Origin of the sequence: Klebsiella sp. GG_Kp173, from assembly GCF_040062415.1 — a bacterium.
Classification (GTDB): domain Bacteria; phylum Pseudomonadota; class Gammaproteobacteria; order Enterobacterales; family Enterobacteriaceae; genus Klebsiella; species Klebsiella quasipneumoniae.
On record NZ_JBEAFZ010000081.1, the window covers coordinates 65519 to 80380 of the forward strand.

At 59.8% G+C, this 14862-nt stretch carries 13 protein-coding genes; 6 read left to right on the forward strand and 7 right to left on the reverse strand.

From position 1 onward, the window contains the following. Positions 1 to 41: 41 nt before the first annotated feature. The 5 genes from nagK to ABLU50_RS18580 all read left to right on the forward strand — a co-directional run bounded on the left by nagK (position 42) and on the right by ABLU50_RS18580 (position 5865). The gene (gene nagK / locus ABLU50_RS18560; RefSeq protein ID WP_004204591.1) at positions 42 to 953 is read left to right on the forward strand and encodes an N-acetylglucosamine kinase; all 912 of its coding nucleotides are present in this window, start codon (positions 42 to 44) and stop codon (positions 951 to 953) included. 14 nt (positions 954 to 967) lie between these two features. Next, positions 968 to 1798 carry a Sir2 family NAD+-dependent deacetylase gene (cobB, locus tag ABLU50_RS18565; RefSeq protein WP_017898959.1) on the forward strand — a complete coding sequence of 277 codons (831 nt, stop codon included), beginning with the start codon at positions 968 to 970 and terminating at the stop codon, positions 1796 to 1798. 90 nt (positions 1799 to 1888) lie between these two features. Beyond that, the gene (locus tag ABLU50_RS18570; RefSeq protein WP_023317922.1) at positions 1889 to 2233 is read left to right on the forward strand and encodes a hypothetical protein; all 345 of its coding nucleotides are present in this window, start codon (positions 1889 to 1891) and stop codon (positions 2231 to 2233) included. Positions 2234 to 2515: 282 nt separating this feature from the next. Next, positions 2516 to 4144 (forward strand): long-chain fatty acid--CoA ligase, encoded by a 1629-nt coding sequence (locus ABLU50_RS18575; RefSeq protein WP_106479162.1) that lies wholly within the window; start codon positions 2516 to 2518, stop codon positions 4142 to 4144. Continuing rightward, complete coding sequence (locus ABLU50_RS18580; protein ID WP_087832961.1) at positions 4141 to 5865, forward strand: aldehyde dehydrogenase family protein; 1725 nt, start codon at positions 4141 to 4143, stop codon at positions 5863 to 5865. Before ABLU50_RS18575 ends, ABLU50_RS18580 begins: the two co-directional genes overlap by 4 nt. Before the next feature lie 46 nt (positions 5866 to 5911). Here the strand turns inward: ABLU50_RS18580 and potD are convergent, their stop codons facing one another. The 4 genes from potD to potA are packed head-to-tail and all read right to left on the reverse strand — an operon-like array spanning position 5912 to position 9714. After that, the gene (potD, locus tag ABLU50_RS18585; protein WP_004206631.1) at positions 5912 to 6958 is read right to left on the reverse strand and encodes a spermidine/putrescine ABC transporter substrate-binding protein PotD; all 1047 of its coding nucleotides are present in this window, start codon (positions 6956 to 6958) and stop codon (positions 5912 to 5914) included. Further along, positions 6955 to 7740: a spermidine/putrescine ABC transporter permease PotC gene (gene potC, locus ABLU50_RS18590; RefSeq protein ID WP_004150813.1), complete on the reverse strand. Its 786-nt coding sequence runs from the start codon at positions 7738 to 7740 to the stop codon at positions 6955 to 6957. The genes potD and potC overlap by 4 nt, the downstream gene beginning before the upstream one ends. After that, complete coding sequence (potB, locus tag ABLU50_RS18595; protein ID WP_004150812.1) at positions 7737 to 8594, reverse strand: spermidine/putrescine ABC transporter permease PotB; 858 nt, start codon at positions 8592 to 8594, stop codon at positions 7737 to 7739. Before potB ends, potC begins: the two co-directional genes overlap by 4 nt. Then, a complete protein-coding gene (gene potA / locus ABLU50_RS18600) occupies positions 8578 to 9714 on the reverse strand; it encodes a spermidine/putrescine ABC transporter ATP-binding protein PotA (protein ID WP_004150811.1) in 1137 nt (378 codons plus the stop codon). Before potA ends, potB begins: the two co-directional genes overlap by 17 nt. A gap of 257 nt (positions 9715 to 9971) precedes the next feature. On the opposite strand from potA, the gene pepT reads away from it, so the two are divergent. Further along, entirely contained in the window at positions 9972 to 11204 is a 1233-nt protein-coding gene (gene pepT, locus ABLU50_RS18605; protein WP_087832962.1) for a peptidase T, read from the forward strand. Positions 11205 to 11343: 139 nt separating this feature from the next. Here pepT and ABLU50_RS18610 read toward each other — a convergent pair whose 3' ends face one another. The 3 genes from ABLU50_RS18610 to phoP form a co-directional block, all read right to left on the reverse strand. Beyond that, positions 11344 to 12465: a cupin domain-containing protein gene (locus ABLU50_RS18610; RefSeq protein ID WP_004206634.1), complete on the reverse strand. Its 1122-nt coding sequence runs from the start codon at positions 12463 to 12465 to the stop codon at positions 11344 to 11346. A gap of 85 nt (positions 12466 to 12550) precedes the next feature. Continuing rightward, a complete protein-coding gene (gene phoQ / locus ABLU50_RS18615) occupies positions 12551 to 14017 on the reverse strand; it encodes a two-component system sensor histidine kinase PhoQ (protein WP_023317928.1) in 1467 nt (488 codons plus the stop codon). Beyond that, the gene (gene phoP, locus ABLU50_RS18620; protein ID WP_004206636.1) at positions 14017 to 14688 is read right to left on the reverse strand and encodes a two-component system response regulator PhoP; all 672 of its coding nucleotides are present in this window, start codon (positions 14686 to 14688) and stop codon (positions 14017 to 14019) included. Before phoP ends, phoQ begins: the two co-directional genes overlap by 1 nt. Between the last annotated feature and the right edge of the window lie 174 nt (positions 14689 to 14862).

Here is a 14862-nt window from a genome sequence, read left to right on the forward strand (position 1 = left end):
TCATCGTCGGCCTGGCTGACGACACAAGAGGAATTGCTGAAATGTACTATGGATTTGACATTGGCGGCAGCAAGATAGCGCTGGGCGTATTTAATCAGGAGCGGCGGCTGCAGTGGGAAAAACGCGTCGCCACGCCGAAAAGCAGTTATGAGGATTTTCTTCAGGCGGTAGAGGCGCTGGTCCGCGAGGCCGATGAGCGCTTCGACCAGCAGGGGTCGGTTGGGATCGGTATCCCGGGGATGCCGGAAACGGCGGACGGCACGCTGTATGCCGCTAACGTGCCTGCCGCCAGCGGCCGGCCGCTGCGCGCCGACCTCAGCGCGCGGCTGGGGCGCGATGTGCGCCTCGATAATGACGCCAACTGCTTCGCGCTGTCGGAAGCGTGGGACGATGAGTTTACGCAATACCCGCTGGTGATGGGGCTGATCCTCGGAACCGGCGTGGGCGGCGGCCTGGTGTTGAACGGTAAATCGATTACCGGACATAGCTATATCACCGGCGAGTTTGGTCATATTCGTCTGCCGGTGGATGCCCTGGAGGTGGTCGGGCGTGATTTTCCGCTGCTTCGCTGCGGCTGCGGCCAGCTGGGCTGCATTGAAAATTATCTCTCCGGCCGCGGTTTTGCCTGGCTGTATGAACATTTTTATCAGCAACCGCTCACCTCGCCGGAGATTGTGGCGCAGTGGCAGCAGCACGATCCGCGCGCCCTGGCGCACGTAGAGCGCTATCTCGATCTGCTGGCGGTGTGTCTGGGGAATATACTGACCATTGTCGACCCGGATTTGCTGGTGCTCGGCGGTGGATTATCTAACTTTACGGCCATTAGCGAAGGGCTGGCGCAGCGATTGCCGCGCCATCTTCTGCCGGTCGCCAGGGTACCGCGCATTGAGCGCGCGCGCCATGGCGATGCCGGGGGAATGCGCGGTGCGGCCTTCCTTCATCTGACCCATTAATCACAGAGGTAGCTATGCAGTCGCGCCGTTTACATCGATTGAGCCGTTTTCGTCGCAATAAACGTCAGTTGCGTGACCGTCTGCGTCAGCGGATTTTCTTTAGGGAGGACAGGATGAAGCCTGAAGCGATGGCCAAACCGAGAGTGGTGGTGTTAACCGGCGCGGGCATATCGGCGGAGTCGGGGATCAAAACTTTCCGCGCGGCCGATGGCCTGTGGGAAGAGCATCGGGTGGAAGATGTGGCGACGCCGGAAGGCTTCGCCCGCGACCCGGCGCTGGTGCAGGCGTTCTACAACGCCCGCCGTCGTCAGCTGCAGAGTCCGGAGATCGCGCCGAACGCGGCGCATCTGGCGCTGGCGCGTCTGGAGGATCTGCTGGGCGACCATTTTCTGCTGGTCACCCAGAATATCGATAATCTGCACGAACGCGCCGGCAACCGCCGGGTGATCCATATGCACGGCGAGCTGCTGAAGGTGCGCTGTTCGTGGAGTGGCCAGGTGCTGGAGTGGACCGGCGACGTCACCGCAGAGGACAAGTGCCACTGCTGCCAGTTCCCGGCGGCGCTGCGTCCCCACGTGGTCTGGTTTGGCGAAATGCCGCTGGGGATGGACGAGATCTACAGCGCGCTGGCCGAAGCGGATATCTTTATCGCCATCGGCACCTCCGGCCACGTTTATCCGGCGGCCGGCTTTGTGCACGAGGCGCGGCTGCACGGCGCCCACACCGTTGAACTGAACCTGGAGCCCAGCCAGGTGGGCAGCGAGTTTGCCGAAAAGCACTACGGACTGGCGAGCGAAGTGGTGCCCGCCTTTATCGATAAGCTGCTGCAGGAAAACGCGCTGTAAACTGAAGCAGCCTGCCGGGGACGAGGGCGACGCCCGCCGCCTCCGGCAGCGCTGCTGACAAGGATGTCACGTCATGACAGGAGTCAGACCATGCATAATCCCCTGGTCATTGAATCGATCGCCTTGATCGCGGCCATTCTCGTTGGCGTCTGGAGCCAGCGTGCTTTACCGCTACACGCCGACAGCCGACCGATCCTCTTCCTGCTGTGTCTGTTCGTCGGCACCGGCAGCGCATTGTGCCTGCTGCTGGATGGTTTAGCCCTGTTGCTAACCGGCCAGATAGCGACCGGCGGTGTGCGAATATACGGCCCGTTGCTGCTGCTGGTGGCGCTGTGGAAACCCCTCAACGGGGTTGTCGGCATCATGGAGGGTGTTTTGCAGCGGCGAGCCGCAAAAGGGAAGGGTAAAGGCCAGCGCGACGGCGGACGACGCTGATCCGCTTCCCCCTGAGACGCGCATAACTTTCTCCTGGCTACCGTCAGCCCCCGGCGGTCGCTCTGACGATATGGCCCGGACCGGCGCCGGGCAATGACCTCCATCCTGCCATTCTCGGCTTCTCCTTTCTGAGCGATTTCCTACTCTATTTTGTGCGTGACCGCTGATTTCTGTACGTTTTTTTGTGCATACCGGCAAATGTAGACCAGATTCAATAGGCGTCCGCACGTTCGCGCCGCGACCCTGTTCCCCCGCCCGGAAGTCTGCAAAGGAGACCCCGCCATGCCGTCACCGATGATTTATCAGGATCTCACCACCACCGCGCTGCTCAGCCATGCGGCGCAATACCACAGCGAGACCGAGATCGTCTCGGTGAGCGCTGGCGGTGAGAAGGAGCGCAGCAGCTGGGGGGAGGTGGCCAGCCGCGCTCAGCGGCTGGCGTCGGCGCTGGCATCATTGGGGCTGCCACCGGGCGCCCGCTGCGCCACCCTCGCATGGAACAACCGTCGCCACCTGGAGATCTATTTTGCCGTCGCCTCCGGCGGCTGGGTAACGCATACCGTCAATCCGCGGCTGTCGGTTGACCATCTACTGTATATCCTCAACGACGCTGCCGACGAAGTGCTGTTCTTTGATCAGACCTTTTTGCCGCTGGTGACGCAGCTGCTGGCGCAGCTGCCGACGGTGAAACACGTCGTGCTGATGGAGCCGCGCAGCGAAGCGGCGCTCAGCCAGCTGCCCTCATTGCTGTTTTATGACGATCTGTTGCAGCAGGGAATGGCAAACTATCGCTGGCCGCAGTTGAATGAACTGACGCCGGCCTCGCTCTGCTACACCTCGGGAACCACTGGCCGGCCGAAAGGGGTGTTGAATACCCATCGTTCGCTGGTCCTGCACGCTTTGAGCGGCAATCAGCCGGACGCCGCCGGGATATCGGCCAGGGACAGTCTGTTGCCGGTGGTGCCGATGTTCCATGTCAACGCGTGGGGGACGCCGTTTATCGCCGCCATGGTCGGGGCGCGGCTGGTGCTGCCGGGGCCGCACCTCGATGGCGACAGCCTGCTGCAGCTGCTGGCTGCCGAGAAAGTAACCGTGGGGTTTGGCGTGCCGGTGATCTGGGCCGGCTTGCTGGCGGCGATGCGTCGGACAGACGTGAGAATGCCTGAATTCAAACGTGCGCTGGTTGGTGGCTCCGCGCTGCCGCCGTCGATGGCCGAGGCCTTTCAGCGCGATTACGGCATTGCGCTGACCCACGCCTGGGGAATGACCGAAACATCGCCTATCGGCACCATCAACACGCTGTTGAGCAAACATGACGCCCTCCCGGCACAGGAGCAGCAAAAGCAGCGTACCGGTCAGGGGCGGCCTATTTTTGGCATCGAGCTGCAGGTGGTCGACGTGGATGGCGAACCGTTGCCCCGGGATGGTCAAAGTCAGGGGTATCTGCAGGTGAGGGGGCACTGGGTGGTAGAGCAATACTATGGTCAGGACGAAAGCGCCCTGACCGCGGCAGGCTGGTTTGATACCGGCGATATCGGTACGCTCGACGCCAATGGTTATCTGGTGATCAGCGATCGGGCAAAGGATATTATCAAGTCCGGTGGCGAGTGGATCTCCACCGTTGAGCTGGAGAATATTGCCATCGCTCATCCGGCGGTACGCAGCGCGGCGGCCATCGCCGCCCGCCACCCGCGCTGGGACGAACGGCCGGTGCTGCTGTGCGTCCGTGCGGAAGGGGGGGAAGTGGAGGAGAGCGATCTGCTGGCCTGGTTTGAGAAACGGGTGCCCAAGTGGCAGATCCCGGATCGGGTGATATTTGTCGATGCGCTACCGGTCAGCGCCACGGGTAAGGTGCTTAAAAACCAGCTGCGCCAGGCCTACGGGGAAATTTTAATGAGTGAGGGACAATGAGCCACGCGCGACCCGGTCTGACGACCTGCTCTCAGTATGACGCAGCGCTGCACGCCTTGTCGGCTGCGCGCCAGCGCTGGGCGGAAACCTCAGTGAACCGTCGTCTGGCGCTCCTGCGCCAGATCAAGGATGCCCTGGCCAGCATAGCTCCGGCGTGGGTGGAGGCGGCGGCGAGGGCTAAAGGGCTGCCGCCGGGGGATCCGCTGACGGGCGAAGAATGGCTGGCGGGCCCCTGCGCGCTAATGGTCGGCTGCAACGGGCTTATCACCACCCTGGAGCAACTGGAGGAGAAAACCTTTCTGCGGCGGATCCCGCTGAGGACGCTGGCGGACGGCCGGCTGGCGCTGCGGGTGGTGCCCGGCACGCTCTGGGATCGGCTGCTGCTCTCCGGTATTCGCACTGAAATTTGGATGCAGCCGGGAGTCACCCGGGCCAATCTCGATCGCTGCGCGGCAGCCGCATACGACATCCCGCCGGCCGCGCGGCAGGGCAAGCTGGCGCTGGTACTCGGCGCCGGAAATGTGGCCTCTATCGCGCCGCTGGACGTGTTACACAAGCTGTTTATTGAAAATCAGGTCTGCCTGCTGAAGCTCAACCCGGTGAATGATTATCTGCACGATCTGCTGGCTCAGGCTCTGGCGCCGCTGATCGCCATGGATGCGCTCCGAATTGTCACCGGCGACGCCCGGGCGGGGGCGTGGCTGACCAGCCATCCCGCTGTCGATGAGATCCATATCACCGGATCGCGGGAGAGCCATGACGCTATCGTCTGGGGCGATGGGGAGGCCGCTCGCCAGCGTCGGGCCGCCGGGACGCCGCTGAACCCGCGCCGGGTGACCTCAGAGCTGGGCGGGGTCAGCCCCACCATTATCGTCCCCGGGCCATGGAGCGAGGCGGATATCGCTTTTCAGGCGCAGCAGCTGGCGACGCAGAAAATGAACAACGGCGGGTTTAACTGCGTGGCCAGCCAGGTGCTGATCCTGCAGCAGGGCTGGGAGCCGGCGTCGGCCCTGCTTAACCAGCTGTACCGGCTGATCGCCGCCAATACCCGCCAGGACTATTACCCCGGTGCGGAAAACCGGTTGACTAACTTTCGCCTGCGCGCCCGCCAGCCGCTGGAGATAGCGCGCGGCGATGCGCTGCCGTTGATTGTGGCGAACACCGAGGATGACCCCGACTTCTGCCAGCAGGAGGTCTTTGGTCCGGGGCTGTCGATCACCCGCCTTGAGGCCGACAGCGCGGAAAGCTTTCTGCGTCAGGCGATCGGCTATGCCAATCAGCGGCTGCAGGGCACGCTGGGAGCCAATATTGTGATCCACCCGCGCACCCGTAAAGCGATAGGGCGTAAGCGTTTTAACGCGCTGATCGCCGAGCTGCGCTACGGCACGGTGGCGATCAACTGCTGGAGCGGGGTGGCCTTCCTGTTAGCCCCTTGCCCGTGGGGGGCGTTCCCTGGCCATACGCTCGACGATATTCAGAGCGGGCGGGGCAAGGTGCATAACAGCTTTATGCTGGAGAAAACCGAGCGCACGGTGATTGAGGCGCCGTTTCGGCCGTTTCCGCGCAGTCTGTGGCATGGCGAACTGACGCTGATGCCTTTGCCGCCCTGGTTTATTACCCACCGGGGGCAGGAAGCGGTGGCGCAGCGGCTGGTGGATTTTTACCATCGGCCGCGCTGGCGCAAGCTGCCGGCGATCCTCTGGCGCGCGCTGAGAGGCTAAACTGAGGGCAAAAAAAAGGGCGGAACCGCGGTTCCGCCCTGCGGGATTAGCGGCCCGCTTTCAGCTTCTGGTAATACTCTTCATAAATGGCGCTGGCGCTGCCGACGTCATTCTGCCATTCGCCTTTTTCGATGGTGGCGGCGTCCGGATAAAGCGATTTATCGTTGGCCACTGCCGGGCTGAGCATTTTGCGCGCCGCCAGGTTTGGCGTGGGGTAGCCGATGGTTTCCGCGACCTGTTTGGCGACATCCGGGCGCAGCAGGAAGTTAATCAGCTTCAGCGCGCCGTCGACGTTCTTAGCATTTGCCGGAATCGACAGGCTGTCCATCCAGAAGATGCCGCCTTCTTTCGGCCAGATCACTTCCAGCGGGGTACCGGCCTGGCGTGCGACGTAAGCCGAGCCGTTCCATACCATCCCGAGGTTCACTTCGCCTTCCATATACGGGTTCGCCGGGTTATCGGAGTTAAACGCCGCGACGTTGGGCATCAGTTTTTTTAGCTCGTTATAGGCGGCTTCAATCTCTTTCGGGTCGGTCGTGTTGCCGGAATAACCCAGCTTACGCAGCGCCATCTGGAACACTTCGCGTGCGTCGTCGGTCAGCAGCAGGCTACTTTTGTATTCCGGTTTCCACAGGTCGGCCCAGCTGGTGACGGTTTTCGGATCGATAGCGTCGCTGTTGACGCCGATAGCCGTCGCCCCCCAGATGTAGGGGATGGAGTAGTCGTTATTCGGGTCGAACGGTTTGTTCAGCATCTGCGGATCGAGGTTGCTGAAGTTAGTCAGCTTGCTCTTATCGATCTTCTGCAGCATGCCTTCTTTGCGCATCTTGTCGACGAAGTAGGTCGACGGGACGACCAGGTCGTACGCACCGTCTTTATAGGTCTTGAGTTTGGCGTACATGGTTTCGTTCGACTCGTAGGTCGAATAGATAACCTTGATGCCAGTCTCTTTGGTGAACTGCTCCAGCAGGCCCGGCGGCACATATTCGGTCCAGTTGTAGAAGTAGAGCGTTTTGCTGTCGTCCGCGTGGGCAGCGCTCATGCCGATTGCCAGAGCGCCCGCCGCGAGCAGGTGGCGTGACCATTTTTTCATTTTAACGTCCCCTGAGTTTTATCACGTGCAATTAACTGACTGGCGATGACCATCACCAGCGACAGAACCAACAGTATCGTTGCCAGGGCGTTCACCTCTGGCGAAACGCCGACCTTCACCATCGAATAGATCTTCAGCGGCAGGATTTCATACCCCGGACCGGTGACGAACGAGGAGACCACCACGTCATCCATCGACAGCGTGAAGCTCAGCAGCCACCCGGCGGCCACCGCCGGCAGGGCCAGCGGCAGGATGATTTTACGCAGGATGGTCATCTCGCTGGCGCCCAGATCTTTCGCCGCCTCCAGCATCCGCACGTCAAAGCCTTTCAGCCGGGAGTATACGGTGACCACCACAAACGGCAGGCAAAAGGTGATATGCGAAAACAGCAGCGACCAGAAGCCAAGCTGGACGCCAATCAGCATAAACAGCACCAGCAGGGAGATAGCCATGACAATATCTGGCGACATCATCACTACAAACAGCATACCGCTAACGAACGGTTTGCCGCGAAAGCGATAGCGATACAGCGCCACGGCGGTCAGCGAGCCGATAAGGGTGGCGAAGGTCGCCGACAGCACCGCCATGGTCAGCGAGTGCTGGGCGGCCTGCAGCAGGCTGTCGTTGTTCATCAGCAGGCTATACCAGTCGGTGGTGAACCCCTGCCAGTTGATGCCGAAGCGCGACCGGTTAAATGAGTTAACGATCAGGATAATAATAGGGATGTAGAGATACGCGTAGATGGCGGTCATAAAGCCGCCGCGCAGCAGTCGACCGATCATTCCAGCTCCACCTTTTTATTCAGCAGGCGCGCCGCGCGCCAGTAAATCAACAGCATCAGGCCCATCACCAGGGTTAAGGTAATGCTGGTTGCCGCGCCGAACGGCCAGTCGCGAATATTGAGGAACTGGCTCTTGATCACGTTGCCGATCAGCAGGTTCTTGGCGCCGCCCATCAGGTCGGAAACGTAGAATAGCCCCATCGCCGGCAACATCACCAGCAGGCAGCCGGCGATGATCCCCGGCATGGTTAGCGGAATGATGATGCGGATAAACGTCTGCAGCTTGCTGGCGCCGAGATCTTTCGCCGCTTCCAGCAGCGGACGGTCCAGTTTCTCAATGCTGGAGTAAAGCGGCATCACCATAAACGGCAGCAGGATGTATACCAGGCCGATAATCACCGCCGACGGGGTGAACATAATGCGTATCGGCGTGTCGATCACTCCCAGCCACAGGAGAAACTCGTTAAGGTAGCCTTTGGTGCTGAGGAAAATCTTCAGCCCGTAGATGCGGATCAACGAGTTGGTCCAGAAGGGAACGATCAGCAGGAACAGCAGCAGGGGGCGCACTTTCTGCGGCAGCCGGGCAAGGAACCACGCAAACGGGTAGCCCAGCGCCAGGCAGGCGAGGGTCGCCAACAGCGCCATGTTCAGCGAATGCAGCAGCACGTCGTAATAGAGCGGATCCAGCAGCCGCGAGTAGTTGTCCAGCGTGAAGACCAGCTTGACGAAGTTAGCGTCGTCGCGGGTCAGGAAGCTGGTGGCGATGATCATCAGGTTGGGCAGAAAGACAAACAGCACCAGCCAACCGACGATGGTGGCGATCACCACATTCTGGAATTTACTGGTGTTCTTCATCGGCCAGCACCACCTCCCAGCTCTCTACCCAATTGATAGACATTTTCTGATCAAGAGAGTGGTCGAAATCCGGGTCGTCTTCGTTAAAGAATTCGCTGACCATCACCATTTTGCCGTTTTCCAGCTCCACCACCGACTCGAGGGTCATGCCCTTATAGTTGCGCTCGCGGACATAGCCTATCAGGCCGTCGGCGTCGCTGTTGTGGTGGATCTCATCGACGCGCAGATCTTCCGGGCGCAGCAGGACATGCAGGCGCTGGCCGGCCTCCACCGCAAAATTGACGGTGATGTTGCATTCACGCCCTTCCACGCTGGCCCGCACGCGCTGTTCGTCGAGGCGTTCAATGACCGTGGCGTCGAAGATATTGATCTCGCCGATAAAGCTGGCAACGAACAGGTTTTTTGGCTCTTCGTAGATCTCGCGCGGGGTGCCGTCCTGCTCAATTTTGCCATCACGCATCACCACGATGCGATCGGACATGGTCAGGGCCTCTTCCTGGTCGTGAGTGACGAAGACGAAGGTGATGCCGAGCTTACGCTGCAGCGCTTTCAGTTCGTTCTGCATCTGCTTGCGCAGCTTGTAATCCAGCGCCGAAAGGGACTCATCGAGTAGCAGCAGGCGCGGTTTGTTGACCACCGCGCGGGCGATGGCCACGCGCTGCTGCTGGCCGCCGGAGAGCTGGTGCGGTTTGCGCTGGGCAAAGGCCTCCAGCTGCACCATCTTTAAGGCATCCATCACCCGCGGTGTGATTTCCGCCGCCGGGGTTTTCTGCATCCGCAGGCCAAAGGCGACGTTCTCGAACACCGTCATATGCGGAAACAGGGCGTAGCTTTGGAATACAGTATTAACGTGGCGGTTTTCCGCCGGAACATGAGTGATATCGTGATCTTCGAGATGGATCCGTCCGCTGTCGACGTTTTCCAGGCCGGCAATAAGGCGCAGAACGGTGGTTTTACCGCAGCCAGAGGGGCCAAGCAGGGTGAGAAACTCACCATTGTTGATGGTCAGGTTAAGGTTATCGATGACCGTTTTACCATCAAAGCTCTTGCGAATTCCCGCCAGATGCACCAGCGGCGAACGCGAACGCGGTTGTATATTCAATTTTTGACTCTGTCCCATGTAGACGCAACGGAAATTTCCGGCCGCTGCGGGGTTTGTGATTAACCACCTTTGGGGTTGCACGTTTTTAATAAGGGCCAGCATTCTACGGCAAACGAGGGTAATCGCCAATCCTTGATACGCCCGCATAGTCTACCTTTACACCATAACGTCGGTTCCGTTATTAAATTTCGCTTTACGGGCTAAAAATGACCTGACGCAATATTTGTCTTTTCTGGCTTATCAATAATGTTGTCACAAAAGAAGAGGGTGGCTACATGGATAAATTGCTTGAGCGTTTTTTGCAGTACGTTTCTTTGGACACGCAGTCGAAGCCTGGCGTTCGTCAGGTCCCCAGCACGGAAGGGCAGTGGAAGCTGTTACGCCTGTTGCAGGCGCAGCTGGAAGAAATGGGACTGGTCAAAGTAACGCTGAGTGAAAAAGGGACGGTAATGGGAACCCTGCCCGCCAACGTTGAGGGCGATATCCCGGCCATCGGCTTTATCTCTCACGTCGACACCTCCCCGGATTTCAGCGGCAAAAACGTTAACCCGCAGATTGTCGAAAACTATCGCGGCGGCGATATCGCGCTCGGCATTGGCGATGAGGTGCTCTCTCCGGTGATGTTCCCGGTTTTGCATCAGCTTTTGGGGCAGACGCTGATCACCACCGACGGGAAGACGTTGCTGGGGGCGGACGACAAGGCCGGCATCGCCGAAATCATGACCGCGCTGGCGACCCTGCAGGCGAAAAACATCCCCCACGGCGATATCCGCGTGGCCTTCACCCCCGATGAAGAGGTGGGTAAAGGGGCGAAGCATTTCGACGTCGAGGCCTTTGACGCCCGCTGGGCCTACACCGTAGATGGCGGCGGGGTCGGCGAACTGGAGTTTGAAAATTTCAATGCTGCCTCGGTGACCATTAAGATCGTCGGCAACAACGTGCACCCCGGCACCGCAAAAGGGGTGATGGTCAACGCGCTGTCGCTGGCCGCGCGCATTCATGCCGAAGTGCCGGCCGACGAGGCGCCGGAGACCACCGAAGGCTATGAAGGCTTTTATCACCTCACCAGCATCAAAGGCAGCGTCGATCGGGCCGAGATGCACTACATCATCCGCGATTTTGACCGCAAGCACTTTGAGGCGCGCAAGCGCAAGATGATGGAGATCGCCAAAAAGGTGGGCAAGGGGCTACACCCGGACTGCTATATCGAGCTGGTGATCGAGGACAGTTATTACAACATGCATGAGCAGGTGATCGCCCACCCGCACGTGGTCGATATTGCCCGCCAGGCGATGGTGGACTGCGATATCGAACCGCAGATAAAACCGATCCGCGGCGGCACCGACGGCGCGCAGCTCTCGTTTATGGGACTGCCGTGCCCGAACCTGTTTACCGGCGGCTACAACTATCACGGCAAACATGAGTTTGTCACCCTGGAAGGGATGGAGAAAGCGGTGCAGGTGATCGTGCGTATCGCCGAGCTGACGGCGGCACGAACAGGGAAATAGCCTTCGCAACCAGGCCGGTCATTCTGCTTGTCGCATAAGATGCCGGATGGCGGCTTTGCCTTATCCGGCATACGGTCCAGCCGGTGACCGCAGAACCCGTAGGCCCGGCAAGCGCAGCGCCGCCGGGCAGGATGGAGACTCAGTCGCCAAAGAACCAGTAGCCGCTGTTGACCAGCGCCGCCAGCATGGCGAGGAAGGAAGGATCTTCCAGCGCATCGCCAAAATGGTCGGCGCGCAGCGTCAGGTGGGTAGCTAAGGCGTCCAGCGCCGGACGGTGCGGGGAGTTGATCTTCTCGCCATTGACGAACACCTCGCCGTCAATGCGCAGCACCCGCAGGCCGCCAAGGCGTTCCAGGGTATCGCCCTGCTGCAGGGCATCATAAATCTCGTCAGGCTGGTACGGCGGCTCCGGCGGCGCGACGTCAAGTTCATGACGCGACTGGGTGATAAACTCGCCGAACCACTGCTTAAAGTGCTCCGGTTGGTTAATCAGCCCCAGCATCATCTCGCGCAGGCGGTCGAGTTCGGCCGGTAAAATATCCGCCGGATGGTCGCGCGACGGCACGTCCGGATCGGCGTAGCGCTGGCTGCCCAGTTCGCGCTGGAGAACGTAGTCGGCAAATCCGCTGAACAACTCGCGGGCATTCGGCGCGCGATAGCCGACCGAATAGTTGAGCGAGTTTTCCAGCGAATACCCCTCATGCGGGAATCCTGGCGGAATATAGAGAATATCCCCCGGCTCCATCTCTTCATCGATGATCGCCTCGAAGGGGTCAACCTGCAGCAGGTCCGGATGCGGGCAGTGCTGTTTCATCGGCACTTTTTCCCCGACGCGCCAGCGTCGACGGCCTGTGCCCTGAATGATAAACACATCATACTGATCCAGATGCGGGCCGACGCCGCCGCCCGGTACTGAGAAGGAGATCATCAGGTCGTCGATACGCCAGTCCGGCAGGGCGCGGAACGGGTGCATCAGCGCCGCAGACGGTTCATGCCAGTGGTTAACCGCCTGCACCAGCAGGGACCAGTTGTTTTCGCTCAGGTGATCGTAGCTTTCGAAGGGACCGTGACTGACCTGCCATTTTCCATCCTGATGGCTGACAAGGCGGCTATCGACCTCGCTCTCCATGGCCAGTCCAGCCAGTTCGTCCGGGCTCAGCGGGTCGATAAAATTGGCGAAGCCGCGCTTCAATACCACCGGCCGTTTTTGCCAGTAGCGTTCGATAAAGTCGGGCCAGTTAAGCGTTAATTGATAATCCATATTGATATTCCACTGCAGGTGTCTGACAGGGATTATAACGGATGCGGCGCCCCGGCGATGCAGGCGCCGTGAAAAAACTCAACGATTAACTCTCTTTATCTTCCATCAGCTGGCGGCCAAACACCACCTCCATGCAGGCGCCGCCGAGCAGGCTCTCGCCGGCGATGATCTCCCCGTCATATTGTTCGACGATTTCCCGGGCGACGGAGAGCCCCACCCCCTGGCCGGGACGCAGAGTATCCGCCCGCTGGCCGCGGTCGAAGACGGCGCGGCGCTGGCTCAGCGGGATCCCCGGCCCATCGTCTTCCACCAGGATGTGCAGATGGCTGTCGGTGGTCTGGCGCACGGAAACCTCCACGAACTCCAGACAGTACTTACAGGCGTTATCGAGAACGTTGCCCATCACTTCCATAAAATCGTTCTGCTCGCCGACAAAACTGATCTCCGGCGAGATGTCGAGCGAGATATTGACCCCCTTGCGCTGATAGACCTTATTGAGGGCGGAGGTCAGGCTGTCGAGCAGAGGGGCGATCGGATGCAGCTCCCGGCTCAGCAGGGTACCGCCGCTGCGCATGCTGGCGCGATGCAGATAGTAGCCAATTTGTTGCGAGATACGGCTGATCTGCTCCAGCATCACCGGCTCCGCCTCGTCGACGCTGATCTTCTCGCCGCGCAGCGAGCGCAACGTGCTCTGCATCACCGCCAGCGGCGTTTTCAGGCTGTGGGTGAGATCGGTGAGGGTGGTGCGGTATTTGTCATAGCGTTCACGCTCGCTGCGAACCAGCCGGTTAAGGTTGCTCACCAGTCGGGTCAGCTCGCGGGTGGTGTTGGGATTGAGCTTCTCGCGGTGATGTTCCTCCAGCTCGCGCACCTCTTTGGCCAGCGACTCGATGGGACGCAGGCTCCACCAGGCGGCGACCCACAGCAGGGGGATCACCAGCAAGAGGTTGGCGGCCAGCACGTAGATAAACCAGCTCCACACCATATAGCTACGTTTGAGCTCCACCGGGATGGTGTCGACCACCACGATACTGAGCTGGGGCATTTTGCTGGTGGCTGGGTAGAAGTTGATCGCCACCGAGTGGGTCATCTCCGAATCGTCGCCCTGTTCGCGGATGGCGTCCAGCTGTTCCTGAACCTCATGGTTATTGCGCAACAGCATACTGCTGCTGTCGACATCGGCTTCAATTTCATGGAAGCCATTGCGTTTCAACCAATCCGGTTGAATGCGCTTCGTCAGCCAGGGGACATCGCGCTGCGCCCACAGTAGTTTGCCCTTCTCATCGTAAATAAGGGTCACCGTCGGGCTTTCCATATTCAGATTTTCCGGGATATCGACATCAATGGCGCCGTTCTCCCACTTGGCCAGCATATAAAAGAGATTGCTCTCGCCGCGTAGCAGACGGAAGGTGGTTTTATCGAAGCTGACGCTGTAGCCCACCAGCGCCACCATGCCATAGGCCAGGGAGAGCACCAGCACCACCCCGGCGGTCGCCAGCAGGAAGCGAACCCGTAATGACAGCGGGAAAATATGCCGCAACAGTCCCTTCATCAGCGCAGTTCGAACAGATAGCCCTGGCCGCGCACCGTGGTGATGACGTCCTGCGGGTATTCAGCCTGAATTTTCTTACGCAGCCGGCCCATCAGCACGTCGATGGTATGGCTTTCACGCAGTTCGGCATCCGGGTAAAGCTGGAGCATCAGGGAATCTTTACTGACCACTTTGCCGCGGTTGCGGATCAGGGTTTCCATAATCGTGTACTCAAAGGCCGTCAGCTTGATCGGCTGATCGTTCACCGACAGCTCGCGGCGGGAGAGGTCGACCTGAAACGGCGGCAGAGAGATCACCTGCGAGGCCAGGCCGCTGTTGCGGCGCAGCAGCGCCTGCATGCGGGCGGCAACCTCTTCAATATGGAAAGGCTTGGTGACGTAATCATCCGCCCCGGCGCTGAGCACTTCGACTTTATCCTGCCATCCTTCGCGGGCGGTCAGCACCAGCACCGGCAGCGACACGTCATGGCTGCGCCAGCGACGGATCAACGATAATCCATCTTCGTCCGGCAGGCCGAGATCGACGATGGCGATATCCGGGAGATGTTCGCCCAGATAGTAATCCGCTTCCTTGGCATCCTCTGCGGCATCGACCTGATGGCCCAGCTCCTGGAGCTGAACTTTGAGGTGGTGACGCAGCAGGGCATTATCCTCAACCACGAGTACGCGCATGGCTGTTCTCCCTTGCAATTTCGAAAGTAGTCTGACGTTTATTATATACGCAAAATATAAACAGCTGTTAAATAAAGCTTTTTATACAAACGGCGTGGAGCATCGCCGGGCAGGCCGGCGTTGAGCGGCGCCTTTTGCGCAGCGGGTATGGAACTCCTTCATTCTATGCGTAAT

Coding starts and splice junctions, on each gene's coding strand:
- ABLU50_RS18570 (WP_023317922.1), top strand. CDS start 1,889: ATGCATAATCCCCTGGTCATTGAATCGATCGCCTTGATCGCGGCCATT.
- pepT (WP_087832962.1), top strand. CDS start 9,972: ATGGATAAATTGCTTGAGCGTTTTTTGCAGTACGTTTCTTTGGACACG.
- potB (WP_004150812.1), bottom strand. CDS start 8,594: ATGAAGAACACCAGTAAATTCCAGAATGTGGTGATCGCCACCATCGTC.
- nagK (WP_004204591.1), top strand. CDS start 42: ATGTACTATGGATTTGACATTGGCGGCAGCAAGATAGCGCTGGGCGTA.
- phoP (WP_004206636.1), bottom strand. CDS start 14,688: ATGCGCGTACTCGTGGTTGAGGATAATGCCCTGCTGCGTCACCACCTC.
- cobB (WP_017898959.1), top strand. CDS start 968: ATGCAGTCGCGCCGTTTACATCGATTGAGCCGTTTTCGTCGCAATAAA.
- potA (WP_004150811.1), bottom strand. CDS start 9,714: ATGGGACAGAGTCAAAAATTGAATATACAACCGCGTTCGCGTTCGCCG.
- potC (WP_004150813.1), bottom strand. CDS start 7,740: ATGATCGGTCGACTGCTGCGCGGCGGCTTTATGACCGCCATCTACGCG.
- phoQ (WP_023317928.1), bottom strand. CDS start 14,017: ATGAAGGGACTGTTGCGGCATATTTTCCCGCTGTCATTACGGGTTCGC.
- ABLU50_RS18610 (WP_004206634.1), bottom strand. CDS start 12,465: ATGGATTATCAATTAACGCTTAACTGGCCCGACTTTATCGAACGCTAC.
- ABLU50_RS18575 (WP_106479162.1), top strand. CDS start 2,516: ATGCCGTCACCGATGATTTATCAGGATCTCACCACCACCGCGCTGCTC.
- ABLU50_RS18580 (WP_087832961.1), top strand. CDS start 4,141: ATGAGCCACGCGCGACCCGGTCTGACGACCTGCTCTCAGTATGACGCA.
- potD (WP_004206631.1), bottom strand. CDS start 6,958: ATGAAAAAATGGTCACGCCACCTGCTCGCGGCGGGCGCTCTGGCAATC.